Origin of the sequence: Microbacterium sp. LBN7, from assembly GCF_045690345.1 — a bacterium.
Taxonomy (GTDB): Bacteria; Actinomycetota; Actinomycetes; order Actinomycetales; family Microbacteriaceae; genus Microbacterium.
Genome location: NZ_CP147856.1, coordinates 2601879 through 2616733 on the forward strand (window position 1 = coordinate 2601879; position 14855 = coordinate 2616733).

The window sequence follows — 14855 nt, forward strand, 5'->3', positions numbered from 1 at the left end:
TTCTCGACGGCGCGACAGTGAGACGAATGTATACGAGAGGTGCATGAATGGGGAGATGCGCCCGGGAGTAGCTCGTTTATGTATACACTGAGGGCATGACCCTCTCCGTCGAGCGCACGTCCGCGAGCGATCGCGCGTATGCGGCTCTGCTCGACGGCATCCAGTCCGGAGCCCTCGCAGCGGGCGTCGTCCTGGGCGAGGTCGAGCAGGCGGAGCGCCTCGGCGTGAGCCGCACCCCGATGCGCGAAGCGCTGCGCCGCCTGATCGCCGACGGCCTCGTCGTGCAGCAGTCGCCGCGGGTCACCGTCGTCGCGGACCTGGATGCCGACGACATCCGCTCGCTCTTCGAGATCCGCCGTGCTCTGGAGGAGACCTCCGCCCGGCTCGCGGCGACCAGAGGAGACGCGCGGCTCTTCGCCGCCCTCGCCGACGAGTTCGCCCACGTCGACCTCGCCGCCGCCGAGGGGCGCGACGCCTACTACGCCCTCATCGCCCGCTTCGACGCCGCCCTCGATGCGGCCGTCGCCAACGACTACATCGCCTCGGCACTGCGCACCGTGCGCACGCACCTCGTGCGGGTGCGGCGGATGGCGCGCGACAACCCGGCGCGACTCGCGGCATCCGCCTCCGAGCACCGGACGATCGCCGAGGCCCTCGCCGCGCGCGACGGCGACCTCGCCGCCCACGCCACGCACGTCCACCTGCACAACGCGCTCACCGGCATCCTCGAGACCCTGAACGAAGGACAGAAATGACCGTCACCCACCACGTCCGTGTCCACCGCAGTGACGAGAACCTCGCGCGCGAGGACCAGCTCGCCTGGAAGATCGCCGAGGTCGCGGCCGACCCGGTCGAGGTCGAGCAGGACGTCGTCGACATGATCATCAACCGCATCATCGACAACGCGTCGGTCGCCGCGGCATCCCTCACCCGTGCGCCGATCAACGCGGCACGCGCGCAGGCGTTCAGCCACCCGGTCTCGACCGGAGGAGTGGGCGCGAACCTCTTCGGTGCCGCCCTCGACCGTCGCACGAGCCCCGAGTGGGCGGCGTGGGCCAATGGCGTGGCCGTGCGCGAGCTCGACTACCACGACACGTTCCTCGCAGCGGAGTACTCGCACCCCGGCGACAACATACCGCCGATCCTCGCCGTCGCGCAGCACGCCGGCAAGGACGGCCGGGCGCTCGTGCGCGGCATCGCGACCGGATACGAGATCCAGATGGACCTCGTGCGCGCGATCTGCCTGCACAAGCACAAGATCGATCACGTCGCCCACCTCGGCCCGTCGGCCGCGGCCGGCATCGGCACGCTGCTCGGCCTCGACGTCGAGACGATCTACCAGGCCGTCGGGCAGGGGCTGCACACCACCACCGCCACCCGGCAGAGCCGCAAGGGCGAGATCTCGACCTGGAAGGCGCACGCCCCGGCCTTCGCGGGCAAGATGGCCGTCGAGGCGGTCGACCGGGCGATGCGCGGGCAGACGAGCCCCGCCCCGATCTACGAGGGCGAGGACGGCGTGATCGCCTGGATGCTCGACGGCAAGGATGCCGCGTACGAGGTGCCGCTGCCCGCCGCCGGCGAGTCGAAGCGCGCGATCCTCGACTCGTACACGAAGGAGCACTCGGCCGAGTACCAGGCGCAGGCGTGGATAGACCTGGCCCGCAAGCTCGGCACCGAGAACCCGGCGCTGCGCGACCCCGCGAACATCGCCTCGATCGTGCTGCACACCAGCCACCACACGCACTACGTGATCGGCTCGGGTGCGAACGACCCGCAGAAGTACGACCCGACGGCGTCCCGCGAGACGCTCGACCACTCGATCCCGTACATCTTCGCGGTGGCACTGCAGGACGGCGGCTGGCACCACGTCGACTCCTACGCCCCGTCTCGCGCCGGCCGGGAGGACACCGTCGAGCTGTGGCACAAGATCACCACGGCCGAGGATGCCGAGTGGACCCGCCGGTACCACTCTGAAGACCCCGACGTGAAGGCGTTCGGCGGACGCGTCGAGTTCCAGCTGACCGACGGCACGACCGTGGTCGACGAGATTGCGGTCGCCGACGCGCACCCGCTCGGCGCCCGTCCGTTCGCCCGCGACAACTACATCGCGAAGTTCCGCCTGCTCGCCGAGCCCGTGCTCGAGCCCGCCGAGATCGAGCGCTTCCTCGAGCTCGTGCAGCGCCTTCCCGAGCTCGCCGCCGCCGAGGTCGGCGAGCTCTCGATCGTCGCGAAGGCCGGGCTGCTCGACGGCGCCGACGCGCCGAAGGGGCTGTTCTGATGCTGTCCTCGGACCCTTCGACAAGCTCAGGGACCCAGGGTGGGTTGCTGAGCCTGTCGAAGCACCCCACCCGCGCACGTGATCGGAGGTTCTGATGCTGTACTCCACGACCACCCCGGCCGAGAAGCGGCGGCTGTTCCGGGAGCGGCTCCGCTCCGGCGAACTGCTTCGCTTCCCGGGAGCCTTCAACCCGCTGAGCGCCCGGCTCATCGAGCAGAAGGGCTTCGACGGGGTGTACATCTCCGGTGCGGTGCTCGCCGCCGATCTCGGGCTCCCCGACATCGGCCTCACGACGCTCACCGAGGTCGCCGGTCGGGCGAAGCAGATCGCCCGCATGACGGAGCTCCCCGCGATCGTCGATGCCGACACCGGATTCGGCGAGCCGATGAACGTCGCCCGCACGATCCAGGAGCTCGAGGATGCCGGACTCGCCGGCACGCACATCGAGGACCAGATCAACCCGAAGCGCTGCGGTCACCTCGACGGGAAGAGCGTCGTCGACGAGAGCACGGCGATCAAGCGCATCCGCGCCGCCGCGGACGCGCGTCGCGATGAGAACTTCCTCATCATGGCGCGCACCGACATCCGCGCGATCGAGGGACTGGATGCCGCGATCGACCGCGCCAAGGCGCTGGTGGATGCCGGAGCGGATGCCGTGTTCCCCGAGGCGATGCGGACCCTCGCGGAGTTCGAGGCGATGGCGAACGCGCTGGACGTGCCGATCCTCGCGAACATGACCGAGTTCGGCAAGAGCGAGCTGTTCTCCACGGACCAGCTGCGCGACGCCGGGGTCGCCCTCGTCATCTGGCCTGTGTCGCTCCTTCGCATCTCGATGGGGGCATCCGGGCGTGCACTGGATACTCTGAACGACGAGGGGCATCTGACCTCGAAGCTCGGCGAGATGCAGCACCGCGCCGATCTCTACGACCTCATCGACTACGAGTCGTACAACCACTTCGACTCGGGCGTCTTCAACTTCACAGTCGACAACACCGGTCGCTGAGCAAAGCGAAGCGGACATCCGACCCGGTCGCCGAGCGAGCAGCGAAGCGACGAGTCGAAGCACACGAAGGAGTGACATGACCGAGCCGGACATCAAGAAGGGCCTCGCGGGGGTCGTGGTCGACACGACCGCGATCTCGAAGGTCAATCCCGAGACGAACAGCCTGCTCTACCGGGGATACCCGGTGCAGGAGCTGGCCGCGACGCAGCCCTTCGAGGCGGTCGCGTACCTGCTCTGGAACGGGGAGCTGCCCACGGCCGAGGAGCTGGCGGCGTTCCGCGTCACCGAGCGCTCGAACCGCGCGCTCTCGCCGGTGGTCAAGGACGCGATCGACCGGCTGCCGCTGGACTCGCATCCGATGGACGAGGTGCGCACGGCGGTGAGCGTCATCGGCGCCATCGAGACCGCGGGCATCGCCAACGTCCTCGACGCGGTCGGAACTCCGGAGGAGAACCTGGAGCGCAGCCTGACCCTGTTCGCCGCGCTTCCCGCGATCGTGTCGTACGGTCAGCGTCGTCGCCGGGGCCTGGAGCCGCTCGAACCGCGCGATGACCTCGACTACGCGGCGAACTTCCTCTGGCTCACGTTCGGCGAAGAGCCCGAGCCGGCCGTCGTCGACGCGTTCAACCGCTCGATGATCCTCTACGCGGAGCACTCCTTCAACGCCTCCACGTTCACGGCACGGGTGATCACCTCCACGCTGAGCGACCTGTACTCCGCGGTCGTCGGCGCCATCGGCGCGCTCAAGGGGCCGCTGCACGGCGGGGCGAACGAGGCGGTCATGCACATCTTCGACGAGATCGGCACCGCCGACCGGGTCGGGGGGTGGCTCGACGCCGCGCTGGCCGAGAAGCGCAAGATCATGGGCTTCGGGCACCGCGTGTACAAGCGCGGCGACTCGCGGGTGCCGACCATGAAGGCGGCGCTCGACTCCCTCGTCGCGCACTACGACCGGCCGGATGTCGCCGAGCTGTACGAGACGCTGGAGAGCGAGTTCGTCTCCCGCAAGGGCATCTACCCGAACCTCGACTACCCCTCGGGTCCCGCGTACAACCTCATCGGGTTCGACACCCTGACGTTCACGCCGCTCTTCGTCGCCGCTCGCATCACCGGCTGGACCGCGCACATCATCGAGCAGCAGTCGTCGAACGCGCTGATCCGTCCGCTGTCGGCCTACGACGGCCCGGATGAGCGCCACATCGAGGAGTACGTGCCCGACACCGCGGCGATCGACGTGCTCGAGCGTCCGGAGGAAGCCGCCGGCTGACCCTGTCGAAGCGAGGCTCTCAGTCCGCGCGGGTGAGCTCGCCGACCCTCGTGCCTGCCGCGTTCATCGCGACCAGCACATCGCCGTCGATCTCGGCGGAGCGCACGCTGCGCAGCCAGTCGTCGACTCCCTCGCACGCCTTCAGGGTCGACGCGAAGGGCGCCAGGGAGATGCGGCCGCCGTCGACCGTGTACGTCGTCGTGATGCCGTTGCACCCGTCGCTGCCGTGCACCTCGCCGTCCGCCGTGAACTCCAGGTGCGGCTCACCCGACGCGTCCTGACCCCAGAGTCCGACGACCTCGGAGGCGACGGCATCCGGTGCTGCCGCATCGGTCGGGGTCGAAGTGGGCGCGGCGGACTCGCCGGACGTGCATCCGGTGCCGACCAGCGCGAGGAGGCCGAGCGCCGCGAGGCCGACCAGGGAACGTGTTCGGGTTCGGCTCATGCCCGTCATGCTAGCCGCCTCCTCGTCGAACCCGCCGATATCTCCAGTCATTGGAACAAAGCGCGCACACTTTCGCCCACCTTATGAATTCCTCATGAACGCAGCCGGTTTCCTGTGTGTTCGCTGAGTAGTATTTCGGTTATCCCTCGCCATGACGGCGAGGGACTCTGCTGCTCGGGGGACCAGCGTCGCACTTCGCGCCCCGTCCGGGACGCAGACCGGCCGTGCGTGAGCACGAGGCCGCAGTCCAGAGTGAATGACGATCCGCGACCAGCAAGGACATACATCACATGAAGCACAGAGGGACAGGACGGCGCCCACTGGCGTTGACCGCCGCAGCGACGATCGCCCTGTCGGGGCTCTTCATCAGCGCACCGGCCTTCGCCGAAGACGGGGCTGACCTGCCCGCCGACCCGTCGGCGACGACGTCGGAGACCGCGGCGCCGGAGGCCCCCGCGACCGAGGCGCCCGCGACCGAGGCTCCTGCGGAAGAGCAGCCGCCTGCCGCGGAGGAGCCGCCGGCCGAGCTCGTCGAGACCTTCGAGGCTGCGGCCGCGAGTGACATCGACGCGGTCGCCTACGGCCAGAACGCCAACGACGAGTGGGTGTTCCTCGTCACCGAGGCCACGACCGCGAGCGACCAGGAGATCCAGGACTTCGCCGACTCGAAGAGCCTCCCGGTCGACGTCGTCGCGAAGGTGGACGCCGCTCCCACCGCCTGGGCGGACGGCGACTTCGTCGGCGGCCAGGGCTACCTCGTCGTGCACCCCGACGACAACGTCTCCGCCTGCTCCGTCGGCTTCGCTGCCTTCGCACCCGACGGATCGGACGCCTTCCTGAGCGCCGGTCACTGCGCGTTCAACGCCCAGGGCGCCAAGCTCTCGGCCACGACGCTGAGCATCCCGAACCAGGAGCCCGCCGTCGGCGGCCCCGGCTTCGAAGTGCCGAACCCTCCCGTTCTGCTCGGCACCTTCGGGTTCGCGCAGTTCGGCAGCACGGGCAACGCCGCAGGTTCCAACGGCGACACCAACGCCACCGACATCTCGGTGATCGATGTCGTCGAGGCCAACGGCTGGAACCCCCTTCCCTCCGTGACCGACTGGACGACCGCCGGCCCCGCTCTCGACTCGCTCGCCGCGAGCACCTTCCCGGTCAAGGCCGTGGGCTCTGCGGTTCCCGGCTCCGTCTCGAAGAGCGGTCGTACGACCGGATTCACGACCGGCACGATCGACGGCGACGACATCATCGACGGCTGGGCGAACATCGACGGCCGCTTCGTGCAGGGCTTCTCCAGCAACACCGTCGCCGGCCCCGGAGACTCCGGCGGCTCGGTCATCCAGGGCACCACGGCAGTGGGCCTCATCAGCGGCGGTACCGAAGCCGACCCGGGAGCCGGCATCGAGCAGTGGACCTGGGCGGCGTCGCTCACCACCGCTCTTCCGAAGACCGGTGGCTACGAGGTCGCGCTCGACCTCGACGCCCCCGCGATCGCGAGCCCGGCCAACGGCGCCAGCGTCACCCCCGGCCAGACCGTCAGCGGCACCGCCCCTGGCGCCACCTCTGTCATCGTGAACCTGGGTGGCGGCGACCAGGAGGTCCCGGTCTCGAACGGCGCGTTCTCCTTCGCGGGTCCGGTCGCGCTCGGCGCCGCCTCGATCTCGGTGACCTCGGCGAACGGCTTCAGCCGCTCGGACACGACGACCATCGCCGTCGAGGTGGAGGCTGCTCCGCTCGCCGCGCCGATCATCACCTCGCCGACCAGCGGCACGACGCTCACCGCGGCCGTCACGGCGATCAGCGGCACGGGTCTCCCGACCGCGGACATCACGGTCGTCGACGGCGAGGGCAACACGCTCGGCACGGCAGTGGTCGGCGGGACCGGCACCTGGACCGTCGACGGGCTGAACCTCGGGTATGGGGCTCACACGGTCGTCGTGACGCAGGCCAGCGCAGGTGAGGTCTCCCCGGAGGCCACGGCCTCCTTCTCGGTCGTGCCGGTCGCCCCGGGTGTGACGTCGATCGCGGGCGGCTCGGCCTTCCCGCATGACGGCGGGCCCTCGGCTCTCTCCGGCACGGGGATCGACGGAGCCACGGTCACCGTGGTGCTCACCGGCGTCGACGCGCCCGCGGCGAAGGCGGATGCCGGTGCCCTCGCGGCGCTGAGCGGCGTCTACACCACGACCGTCGCAGGCGGCACGTGGACCGTGACCTTCCCCGAGGTCCTGATGACCGGTTCGTACACGGTCTCCGCGCGGCAGAGCGTCTCCGGCTTCGTCTCTTCGGCGACGCTGGTCTCGTTCTCGGTTCTCGGCGTGCCGGCACCGGGTGGCGGCGCGGTCGCTCCGGGCGGCGGCGGCGGAACGGGCGACGGCAACCTCGCCGCGACGGGTGCGGACGCACTCGTCCCGATGGGTGCCGCGGCCGTCGCGCTCGCGCTGCTCTCGGGCGGGCTGCTGCTGATGGCACGTCGTCGTCGGACGATCGAGGCCTGACCGCACTGATCGGAACCTGATCCGACACGACCTCGGTCGTCGTCGGAGAACGAAGAAGCCCGGTATCGGAGGATACCGGGCTTCTTCGTTCTCGAGGAGGGGTCAGGCGCGGGTCACGTCCAGCTCGATGACCGACCAGGACAGCGGCGGGAGAGCCGTGCGCACGGCCCCGTCGACGACCTCGGCGCGTGCGAGCGGAACCATGTGCACCGTGTCGGGTGCGGTCTCGAGGTTCGCCGTGTGGCGGTCGCCGCCCTCGGGGATCGTGAGGGTCTCGGCCTGGCGCACGTGCAGGTCGCCGAGTCCGTGCAGGTCGATCGTGAGGTCGCTCTCCTCATCGAGCGAGCGGTTCGCGACGAAGACGACCAGGCGTCCGGTCGTCTCGTCCCAGGTCGCGGCCGCGTCTACCGCGTCGACTCCGCCGTAGCGCGTGGTCTCGATCTGCGGCGCCGACACCGCGAGACGCAGGATGCGGCCCTTGGCGAGGCGCGCCATGCGCTCGAACGGCCAGAAGCTCGTCTGCCGCCATGCGGCACCGCCCTCCTCCGACCGGATCGGGGCGATCACGTTCACGAGCTGCGCCTGGTTGGCGATCTTCACCCGGTCGCCGTGCCGCAGCAGGCTGTTGAGCAGGGTGCCGACGACGACGGCATCCGTCACGTTGTACGTGTCCTCGATCAGGCGCGGATGCTGCTTCCATCCGGCCTTCGCGATCTCCCCGGCTTCGACGTCGTTGTACTTGACCTGGTCCCACACGTTCCACTCGTCGAACGAGATGTCGACCTGCTTGGTGTGCTTGCCGGCGGCCTTGACCGCGTCGACCGTCGCGATGACGCCCTCGATGAAGGCATCCATGTCGACCGACTCCGCCAGGAACGACTCGGCGTCGCCGTCGTGCTCCTGGTAGTACGCGTGCATCGAGACGAAGTCGACCTCGTCGTACGCGTGGCTCAGCACGGTGTGCTCCCAGGTGCCGAACGTCGGCATCGAGCGGCCCGACGAGCCGACCGCGACGAGCTCGATGGACGGGTCCACGAGGCGCATGGCCTTCGCCGCCTCCTGGGCGAGGCGGCCGTACTCGGTCGCGGTCTTGCCGCCGATCTGCCACGGCCCGTCGAGCTCGTTGCCGAGGCACCAGAGCTTGATGTCGAAGGGCTGCTCCGCACCGTTCTTCCGGCGCAGGTCCGACCAGTAGGTGCCACCGGGGTGGTTCGCGTACTCGACGAGTGCGCGAGCCTCCTCCACGCCGCGCGTACCGAGGTTGATGGCCTCCATGACCTCGACGTCGGCCTCCTTCGCCCAGTCCATGAACTCGTGCAGGCCGAACGCGTTGGTCTCGATCGTGTGCCACGCCCCGTCGATGCGCACGGGGCGGTCCTCGACGGGGCCGACGCCGTCTTCCCACCGGTACCCGGAGACGAAGTTGCCGCCGGGGTAGCGGATGACGGTCGGTCCCATCTCCTTGACCAGCGCCAGCACGTCCTGGCGGAATCCGCGCTCGTCGGCCTGGGGGTGGCCGGGCTCGTAGATGCCGGTGTAGACGCAGCGCCCCATGTGCTCGACGAACGAGCCGAAGAGCCTCCGGGGGACGTCGGCGATCGTGAAGTCGCGGTCGATGGTGATGCGGGCCTGAGACATTGCTCTCCTTGTGTCTGGCTCTGTGGCCGGGTGGGGGACTACTGACCGCCGAAGCCGCTCGTCGCGACTCCCTTGACGATCTGCTTCTGGAAGATGAGGAACACGACGATCAACGGCAGCGCGGCGAGCACGGCCTGCGCCATGACCTGGGCGTACTGCACGCCGTAGGCGCTGATCACGGTCTGCAGGCCGACCGGCAGCGTCATCAGCGTGGTGTCGTTGATGACGAGGAACGGCCAGAGGAAGTTGTTCCACGCGGCGATGAAGACGAAGATGCCGACGGATGCCATGATCGGACGCGACAGCGGCAGCACGATCGACCAGAAGATGCGCAGGCGCCCGGCGCCGTCGACGCGGGCGGCGTCTTCGAGCTCGATCGGGATCGCGTCGAAGAACCGCTTCAGGATGGACACCATCGCGGGGGCCACGACCTGCGGCAGGATCAGACCCCAGTACGTGTCGATCAGGTTGAACGCGAGCATCTCGTAGAACAGCGGGATGATCAGCACCTGCGGCGGCACGACGATCGAGGCGATGATGACGACGAACAGCCACTTGCGTCCGGTGAAGTCCAGCCGTGAGAAGGCGTACGCGGCCAGTGCCGAGATCGTCAGCGTGATCAGGGTGATCGCGACCGAGGTCCAGAGGCTGTTGAACGCCCAGGTGTAGACGTTGCCCTGCGACAGGATCGCGGTGAACGCGTCGATCGTGGGGCCGGCGGCTCCGATCCAGCCGGGGTCGCCGGATGCGGCATCCGTCTCGGTCTTGAACGCGGTGGCGACCGCCCACAGGAAGGGCAGCAGCCAGCCGATCGCGAGGAGCAGCAGCACGACGAAGGCGGTGATGCGCAGCGGCCCGAACGGCTTCTGGCCGGGCAGGTGCGCGCGGCGGGGCTTCCGCGTCTCGGCGGTGGTGATCGCCTCGGTACGGGTGGCGGTGACGGTGGCGGTGGACATCAGAACTGCTCCTTCCGGCGGCGCGTGATGAGGGCCTGCACGACGCCGAGGATGACGATGAGAGCGAAGAACACGTAGGAGATGGCGGCCGAGTAGCCGAACCGGTAGCTGACGAATCCGGCCTCGTAGATGTACTGGACGATCGAGCGGGTGGTGTCGCTCGCGACCCCGCCGAGCATCTGGTACGCCTGATCGAAAAGCTTCAGCGAGGCCAGGATCTGCAGGATCAGGATCAGCACGGTCGCCGGTCCCAGCTGGGGGAGCGTGATCGACCAGAACTGCCGCCACGCGCCGGCGCCGTCGAGGGATGCGGCCTCGTACTGCTGCGGCGGGATGTTCTGCATCGCCGCCAGGTACAGCAGGAAGTTGAAGCCGACCGTCCACCACACGGTGGCGATCACGATCGACAGCATGTTCGTGTCGGGGTTCTGCAGCCAGGCGAGCGGCTCGAGTCCGAAGAACTCCAGGATGTTGTTGGCCGCGCCGACCTGCGGGTTGAAGATCCAGACCCAGATCTGCGAGATCACGGTCGAGGCCAGCAGGAACGGCATGAAGAACGACAGCCGCCAGAGCCATTGGCCGGGGATGCCGCGGTCGACGAGTGCCGCCATGACCAGGGCGATCACGACGAGCGGCACGGTGGAGAGCAGCGTGAACCACACCGTGTTCCCCATCGACTGCCACATCTTCGGGTCGCCGAGCGCCTCGACGTAGTTGGCGAAGCCGACGAAGGCTCCGCCGGCCCCGGTGAGGGACTGGTCGGTGAAGCTGAGGATGATGCCGTGCACGATGGGCCAGGCGAGGAACAGGACGAACGCGACCAGGAACGGGGCGAGGAACGCCCAGCTGATGAGCTGCTCGCGGTTGCGGGCTCCGGCGCGACGCGGCGGGGTTCCGGTCTTCGATCCGGTGACGATGGTGCGGGTGGAATCGGTTGCGGTCGTCATGATCCGAACGTCCCTTCGGGGTCAGCCGGGTTGGGCTGTCGGAGCAGGGTGTTCACCCGTGCCTCGAAGCGGTCGATCGCGGCAGCGGGGTCGTCGCCCGAGAGGAGCACACCCTGCACGGCGGCGCCGAACTCGGACTGGAAGTTCGATCCGGATCCGGTGAACCACGCGGTCGGGTCGTAGACGACGTGCTGCGCGGCCTCGGCGTAGTGCGCCTGCGGGATGAGGTCGTCGTAGTCGGGGGACTCCGTGACCGGCAGGAAGGCCGGGATGTGCCCGGCCTCGGCCCACCCGAAGGATCCCTTCAGCATGTCGGCGACGAACTGATAGGTCAGGTCGCGGCGGACGGGGTCGGCGTTCGTCTGATGCGGGAGCACGAAGGAGTGCGAGTCGGCGTAGACGGCCGGAGTGCCGAACAGGGTGGGGATCATGGTCGCGTCGAAGGGCAGCGACGCCGCCTGCATGGTGCGCAGCTCCCAGACGCCGGTGAAGAGCATGCCGCTCTTGCCGGTCGCGAACTCGGCGACCGCGCTGCCGTAGTCGGCCTGCGCGAGGGCGATCTCGCCGTCGAGGAGGGTGCGCATCAGTGACAGCGACTCGACGGCGACGTCTTTGTCGATCACGGCAGGGCCGCCGGGCGGGAGCTCGATGGCGCCGCCGTGCTGCGAGTAGAACGTGTAGAACAGGCGCCACATCTGCGCGCCGTCGCCGAGGTAGCCGTAGGACAGCGCGTGGCCCTCGGCCTGGCCGCCCACTTCGCGCAGCTGGTCGAGGAACTCCTCGGGCGAGGAGGTCTCCTGGAGCTTCCCGTCGCTGTCGAGCACTCCGGCCGCATCGCAGATCTCGGTGTTGAACATCATCACGAACGGGTGGGCGTCGAGCGCGATGCTGTACATGCCCTCGCCGACGAAGCCCTTCTCCCAGATCGGCTTCGGGAAGGTCGAGCTGTCGATGCCGAGAGAGGCGAGCTTGTCGACATCCCAGCGGTCGAGTAGCCCGCCCGGCGCCCAGCCGACGGTGCGGGTGGCGTGCATGATCGCGACGTCGGGTGCGCGACCGCCGGCTCCCGCCATCGCGAGCTTCGTGTAGTACGGCGTGCCCCAGGCGAGCACGGTGGGGCGGATGCGGAACGCGCTCTGCGCGCCGTTCACGTCATCGAGCAGCTGCGACATGGTGACACCGTCGCCTCCGGAGAGCAGGTGCCAGAACTGCAGGGTCTGGGTTCCCGAGCCGGGGACCGCGCCGGGTGCGCAGCCGGCGAGCAGAGCCGTGCCGGCGGCCACCGAGGCGGCGGTCAGGAACTGCCTGCGGGACAGATCGAGTGGGGGCGTCATCGTCACTCCTTCGTGACCGGTGGGTGGACGACTCATCATTACATCGATGTAATCGACGCGCAAGAAGCAGTTCGGACGATTCGCACGCGGGAGTCAGGGGCGGTAGCCCGCGGGGCGTCCGGCGGTGCTCGCGCGCTCGAGCAGATGGTGCGACAGCGTCAGGGATCGCGGCGGCGTGCTGCGGTCGTCCATGCGCGACTCGAGCAGACCGAGCGCGGCCTCGGCGAACGCGCGACGGTCGAAGGCCACCGAGGTGAGCGCCGGCGACGTGTACTTCGAGAACTCGACGTCGTCGAAGCCCGTGACGATCACGTCGTCGGGAACGCGGATGCCGTGATCGTGCAGGGTGTGCAGCGCCCCGAGGGCGAGGGAGTCGGTGAAGGCCACGATCGCGTCGAACGCGACTCCGCGGGCGAGCAGCGTGCGCGCGGCATCCGCTCCACCCGACATCGACCAGGGCAGCCGGTTGACCTCGAGCGCCGGGTCCCGCGGGATGCCGGCTTCGCGCAGCGCGTCGTGCACGCCCTCGAGGCGCAGTCGACTCGTCGCCGTCGCGACGGACGGGTCGTCGTCGGCGCCGACCACCGCGATCCGCCTGGCGCCGCGCGAGAGCACGTGTCGCGTGGCATCCGCGGCCGCCATCCGGCTGTCGATGCGCACGTGGTCGGTCCTGTTCTGCTCGACCTCGCCGATCACGACGAGGGGCGGCAGACGATCGGAGTACTTGATGACGCTGTCCTCGAGGCGGATGGGGTTGAGGATCAGCCCGTCGACGAGGTGCGCCCTGGCGCGCGAGACGAGCTCCTTCTCGCGCTCGGGCACCGACGCGGTCTCCTCGATCTGCACGGCCAGGCCGCGATCGTGTGCGGCCTCGACGATGCGGTGCAGCAGCTCGGCCGAGAACGCGGTCGCGAGATCGGGGAGGGCGACGGCGATGATGCCGGACCGCCCCTTGCGGAGCCCGCGTGCGCTGAGGTTCGGGACGAAGTCGAGCTGCGTCATCGCGGATTCGACCTTGGCGCGCGTCTCCTCGCGCACGGCCACGGTGCCGGTGACGACGTTGGAGACGGTCTTGATCGACACCCCGGCGAGGGCGGCGACGTCTCTCATCGTCGCGCGTGGCGGTGGCGTCGCTGTCATCCGGTCAGCCTAGTGGGGACCGCCTCCGGCGAGGGAGTACAACGATGTAGCCGAGCCGTTCGTGGCTATCATGGCGCCATGGGCATCGAACGCAACTGGGCGGGCAACCTCACGTATCGCGCATCACGCGTGGAGCACCCGTCGTCGACGGATGAGCTGGCCGCGCTTCTCGCGCAAGGCGGTCCGGTGCGGATGCTGGGATCACGCCACAGCTTCAACGACCTCGCCGACACCGACGGCCTGCTCGTGGCCCTCGACGCGCTGCCCGCGGTGTTCGAGGTGAACCAGGCGCGCGACGCCGTCCGCGTCTCGGGTGGGCTGCGCTACGGCGACATCGCCCCGCGTCTGCTGGCGGAGGGGCTCGCGCTCGCGAACCTCGCCTCGCTCCCGCACATCTCGGTGGCGGGCGCGGTCATCACCGGCACGCACGGCTCGGGCGACGCGATCGGCTCGCTCGCGAGCGCGGTGCGTGCGCTCACGATCATCACGCCGACGGGGGAGATCCGCACGCTCCGCCGCGGCGACGACGACTTCGACGGCGCGGTGGTGAATCTCGGCGCGCTCGGAGCGGTCGTCGACCTGACCCTCGACGTCGAGCCGACCTACGAGGTCGCTCAGCACGTGTTCGAGCATCCGGACTGGGACGCGATCCTCGCCGACCTCGACGACGTGACCGGCGCCGGCACCAGCGTGAGCATCTTCTCGACCTGGCAGCGGACCGACATCGCCGACCAGATCTGGGTGAAGCAGCGGCTGCCCGAGGCGCACGAGGCTGCGCGCGAGTCGCTGTTCGAGCGTCTCGGCTCCGCGGCCGCCGTGAGCAAGCGGCATCCCATCCTCGGTGTGGACCCGGTCGCCTGCACCGACCAGCTGGGCGTTCCCGGGCCCTGGTCCGAACGGCTGGCCCACTTCAAGCTCGAGTTCACGCCCTCGGCCGGGGCCGAGATCCAGAGCGAGTACCTCGTGCCGCGCGCCGACGCCGTCGCCGCGATCCAGGCCGTGCGCACGCTCGCCGGCCAGATCGCCCCGCTGCTGCTGGTCAACGAGATCCGCACGGTGCGGGCCGACAGCCTCTGGCTGAGCTCGTCGTACGAGACGGATGCCGTGGGCATCCACTTCACGTGGAAGCCCGAGGAGGCCGCGGTCCGGGCGCTCCTCCCGACGATCGAGGCGGCGCTGCCGCCGACGGCCCGTCCGCACTGGGGCAAGGTGTTCGAGTTCGACGGCGCCGAGGTGCGCTCGCGGTACCCGCGCTTCGACGACTTCGCGGCGCTCGCCGCGCGCTTCGACCCCGATCGTCGGCTGGTGAACCCGTACCTGGAGCGCCTCGGACTGTAGGTCGGCCCTTCGACAGG

Annotated in this window: 12 protein-coding genes; 6 read left to right on the forward strand and 6 right to left on the reverse strand. The window is 69.4% G+C overall.

Translation table 11 applies throughout. The features are described 5' to 3' along the window. The first annotated feature begins 95 nt into the window (after nucleotides 1–95). The 4 genes from LBN7_RS12505 to LBN7_RS12520 all read left to right on the forward strand — a co-directional run bounded on the left by LBN7_RS12505 (nucleotide 96) and on the right by LBN7_RS12520 (nucleotide 4548). On the forward strand, nucleotides 96–755 hold the full coding sequence (locus tag LBN7_RS12505; RefSeq protein WP_407359813.1) for a GntR family transcriptional regulator: 660 nt from the start codon (nucleotides 96–98) through the stop codon (nucleotides 753–755). After that, nucleotides 752–2278, forward strand: a complete 1527-nt coding sequence (locus LBN7_RS12510) for an MmgE/PrpD family protein (protein ID WP_407359814.1) — start codon at nucleotides 752–754, stop codon at nucleotides 2276–2278. The genes LBN7_RS12505 and LBN7_RS12510 overlap by 4 nt, the downstream gene beginning before the upstream one ends. 94 nt (nucleotides 2279–2372) lie before the next feature. Then, nucleotides 2373–3281: a methylisocitrate lyase gene (prpB, locus tag LBN7_RS12515; protein ID WP_341947442.1), complete on the forward strand. Its 909-nt coding sequence runs from the start codon at nucleotides 2373–2375 to the stop codon at nucleotides 3279–3281. 76 nt (nucleotides 3282–3357) lie between these two features. Beyond that, entirely contained in the window at nucleotides 3358–4548 is a 1191-nt protein-coding gene (locus LBN7_RS12520) for a bifunctional 2-methylcitrate synthase/citrate synthase (RefSeq protein WP_341947444.1), read from the forward strand. Between the two features lie 19 nt (nucleotides 4549–4567). Here the strand turns inward: LBN7_RS12520 and LBN7_RS12525 are convergent, their stop codons facing one another. Next, nucleotides 4568–4993 carry an META domain-containing protein gene (locus tag LBN7_RS12525; protein WP_407359815.1) on the reverse strand — a complete coding sequence of 142 codons (426 nt, stop codon included), beginning with the start codon at nucleotides 4991–4993 and terminating at the stop codon, nucleotides 4568–4570. A gap of 290 nt (nucleotides 4994–5283) precedes the next feature. Here LBN7_RS12525 and LBN7_RS12530 point away from each other — a divergent pair, with 290 nt between their 5' ends. After that, nucleotides 5284–7485, forward strand: a complete 2202-nt coding sequence (locus LBN7_RS12530; RefSeq protein ID WP_407359816.1) for a hypothetical protein — start codon at nucleotides 5284–5286, stop codon at nucleotides 7483–7485. 102 nt (nucleotides 7486–7587) lie between these two features. Here LBN7_RS12530 and LBN7_RS12535 read toward each other — a convergent pair whose 3' ends face one another. The 5 genes from LBN7_RS12535 to LBN7_RS12555 all read right to left on the reverse strand — a co-directional run bounded on the left by LBN7_RS12535 (nucleotide 7588) and on the right by LBN7_RS12555 (nucleotide 13500). Further along, on the reverse strand, nucleotides 7588–9123 hold the full coding sequence (locus LBN7_RS12535; RefSeq protein WP_407359817.1) for an alpha-N-arabinofuranosidase: 1536 nt from the start codon (nucleotides 9121–9123) through the stop codon (nucleotides 7588–7590). Nucleotides 9124–9161: 38 nt separating this feature from the next. After that, nucleotides 9162–10079 carry a carbohydrate ABC transporter permease gene (locus tag LBN7_RS12540; RefSeq protein ID WP_407359818.1) on the reverse strand — a complete coding sequence of 306 codons (918 nt, stop codon included), beginning with the start codon at nucleotides 10077–10079 and terminating at the stop codon, nucleotides 9162–9164. Beyond that, nucleotides 10079–11026 (reverse strand): carbohydrate ABC transporter permease, encoded by a 948-nt coding sequence (locus LBN7_RS12545; protein ID WP_207769887.1) that lies wholly within the window; start codon nucleotides 11024–11026, stop codon nucleotides 10079–10081. The genes LBN7_RS12540 and LBN7_RS12545 overlap by 1 nt, the downstream gene beginning before the upstream one ends. Continuing rightward, entirely contained in the window at nucleotides 11023–12360 is a 1338-nt protein-coding gene (locus tag LBN7_RS12550; RefSeq protein ID WP_407359819.1) for a substrate-binding domain-containing protein, read from the reverse strand. Before LBN7_RS12550 ends, LBN7_RS12545 begins: the two co-directional genes overlap by 4 nt. Nucleotides 12361–12453: 93 nt before the next feature. Next, nucleotides 12454–13500, reverse strand: a complete 1047-nt coding sequence (locus tag LBN7_RS12555; protein ID WP_407359820.1) for a LacI family DNA-binding transcriptional regulator — start codon at nucleotides 13498–13500, stop codon at nucleotides 12454–12456. A 78-nt stretch (nucleotides 13501–13578) separates the two neighbouring features. Between LBN7_RS12555 and LBN7_RS12560 the strand changes: the two genes are divergently transcribed. Continuing rightward, nucleotides 13579–14838: an FAD-binding protein gene (locus LBN7_RS12560; protein WP_407359821.1), complete on the forward strand. Its 1260-nt coding sequence runs from the start codon at nucleotides 13579–13581 to the stop codon at nucleotides 14836–14838. The last annotated feature ends 17 nt before the right edge of the window (nucleotides 14839–14855 follow it).

Bases quoted from the DNA above. Each gene is read 5' to 3' on its own strand.
- LBN7_RS12550 (WP_407359819.1), bottom strand. From the start codon at position 12,360: ATGACGCCCCCACTCGATCTGTCCCGCAGGCAGTTCCTGACCGCCGCC.
- LBN7_RS12505 (WP_407359813.1), top strand. From the start codon at position 96: ATGACCCTCTCCGTCGAGCGCACGTCCGCGAGCGATCGCGCGTATGCG.
- LBN7_RS12530 (WP_407359816.1), top strand. From the start codon at position 5,284: ATGAAGCACAGAGGGACAGGACGGCGCCCACTGGCGTTGACCGCCGCA.
- LBN7_RS12520 (WP_341947444.1), top strand. From the start codon at position 3,358: ATGACCGAGCCGGACATCAAGAAGGGCCTCGCGGGGGTCGTGGTCGAC.
- LBN7_RS12525 (WP_407359815.1), bottom strand. From the start codon at position 4,993: ATGAGCCGAACCCGAACACGTTCCCTGGTCGGCCTCGCGGCGCTCGGC.
- LBN7_RS12555 (WP_407359820.1), bottom strand. From the start codon at position 13,500: ATGACAGCGACGCCACCGCCACGCGCGACGATGAGAGACGTCGCCGCC.
- prpB (WP_341947442.1), top strand. From the start codon at position 2,373: ATGCTGTACTCCACGACCACCCCGGCCGAGAAGCGGCGGCTGTTCCGG.
- LBN7_RS12545 (WP_207769887.1), bottom strand. From the start codon at position 11,026: ATGACGACCGCAACCGATTCCACCCGCACCATCGTCACCGGATCGAAG.
- LBN7_RS12510 (WP_407359814.1), top strand. From the start codon at position 752: ATGACCGTCACCCACCACGTCCGTGTCCACCGCAGTGACGAGAACCTC.
- LBN7_RS12560 (WP_407359821.1), top strand. From the start codon at position 13,579: ATGGGCATCGAACGCAACTGGGCGGGCAACCTCACGTATCGCGCATCA.
- LBN7_RS12540 (WP_407359818.1), bottom strand. From the start codon at position 10,079: ATGTCCACCGCCACCGTCACCGCCACCCGTACCGAGGCGATCACCACC.
- LBN7_RS12535 (WP_407359817.1), bottom strand. From the start codon at position 9,123: ATGTCTCAGGCCCGCATCACCATCGACCGCGACTTCACGATCGCCGAC.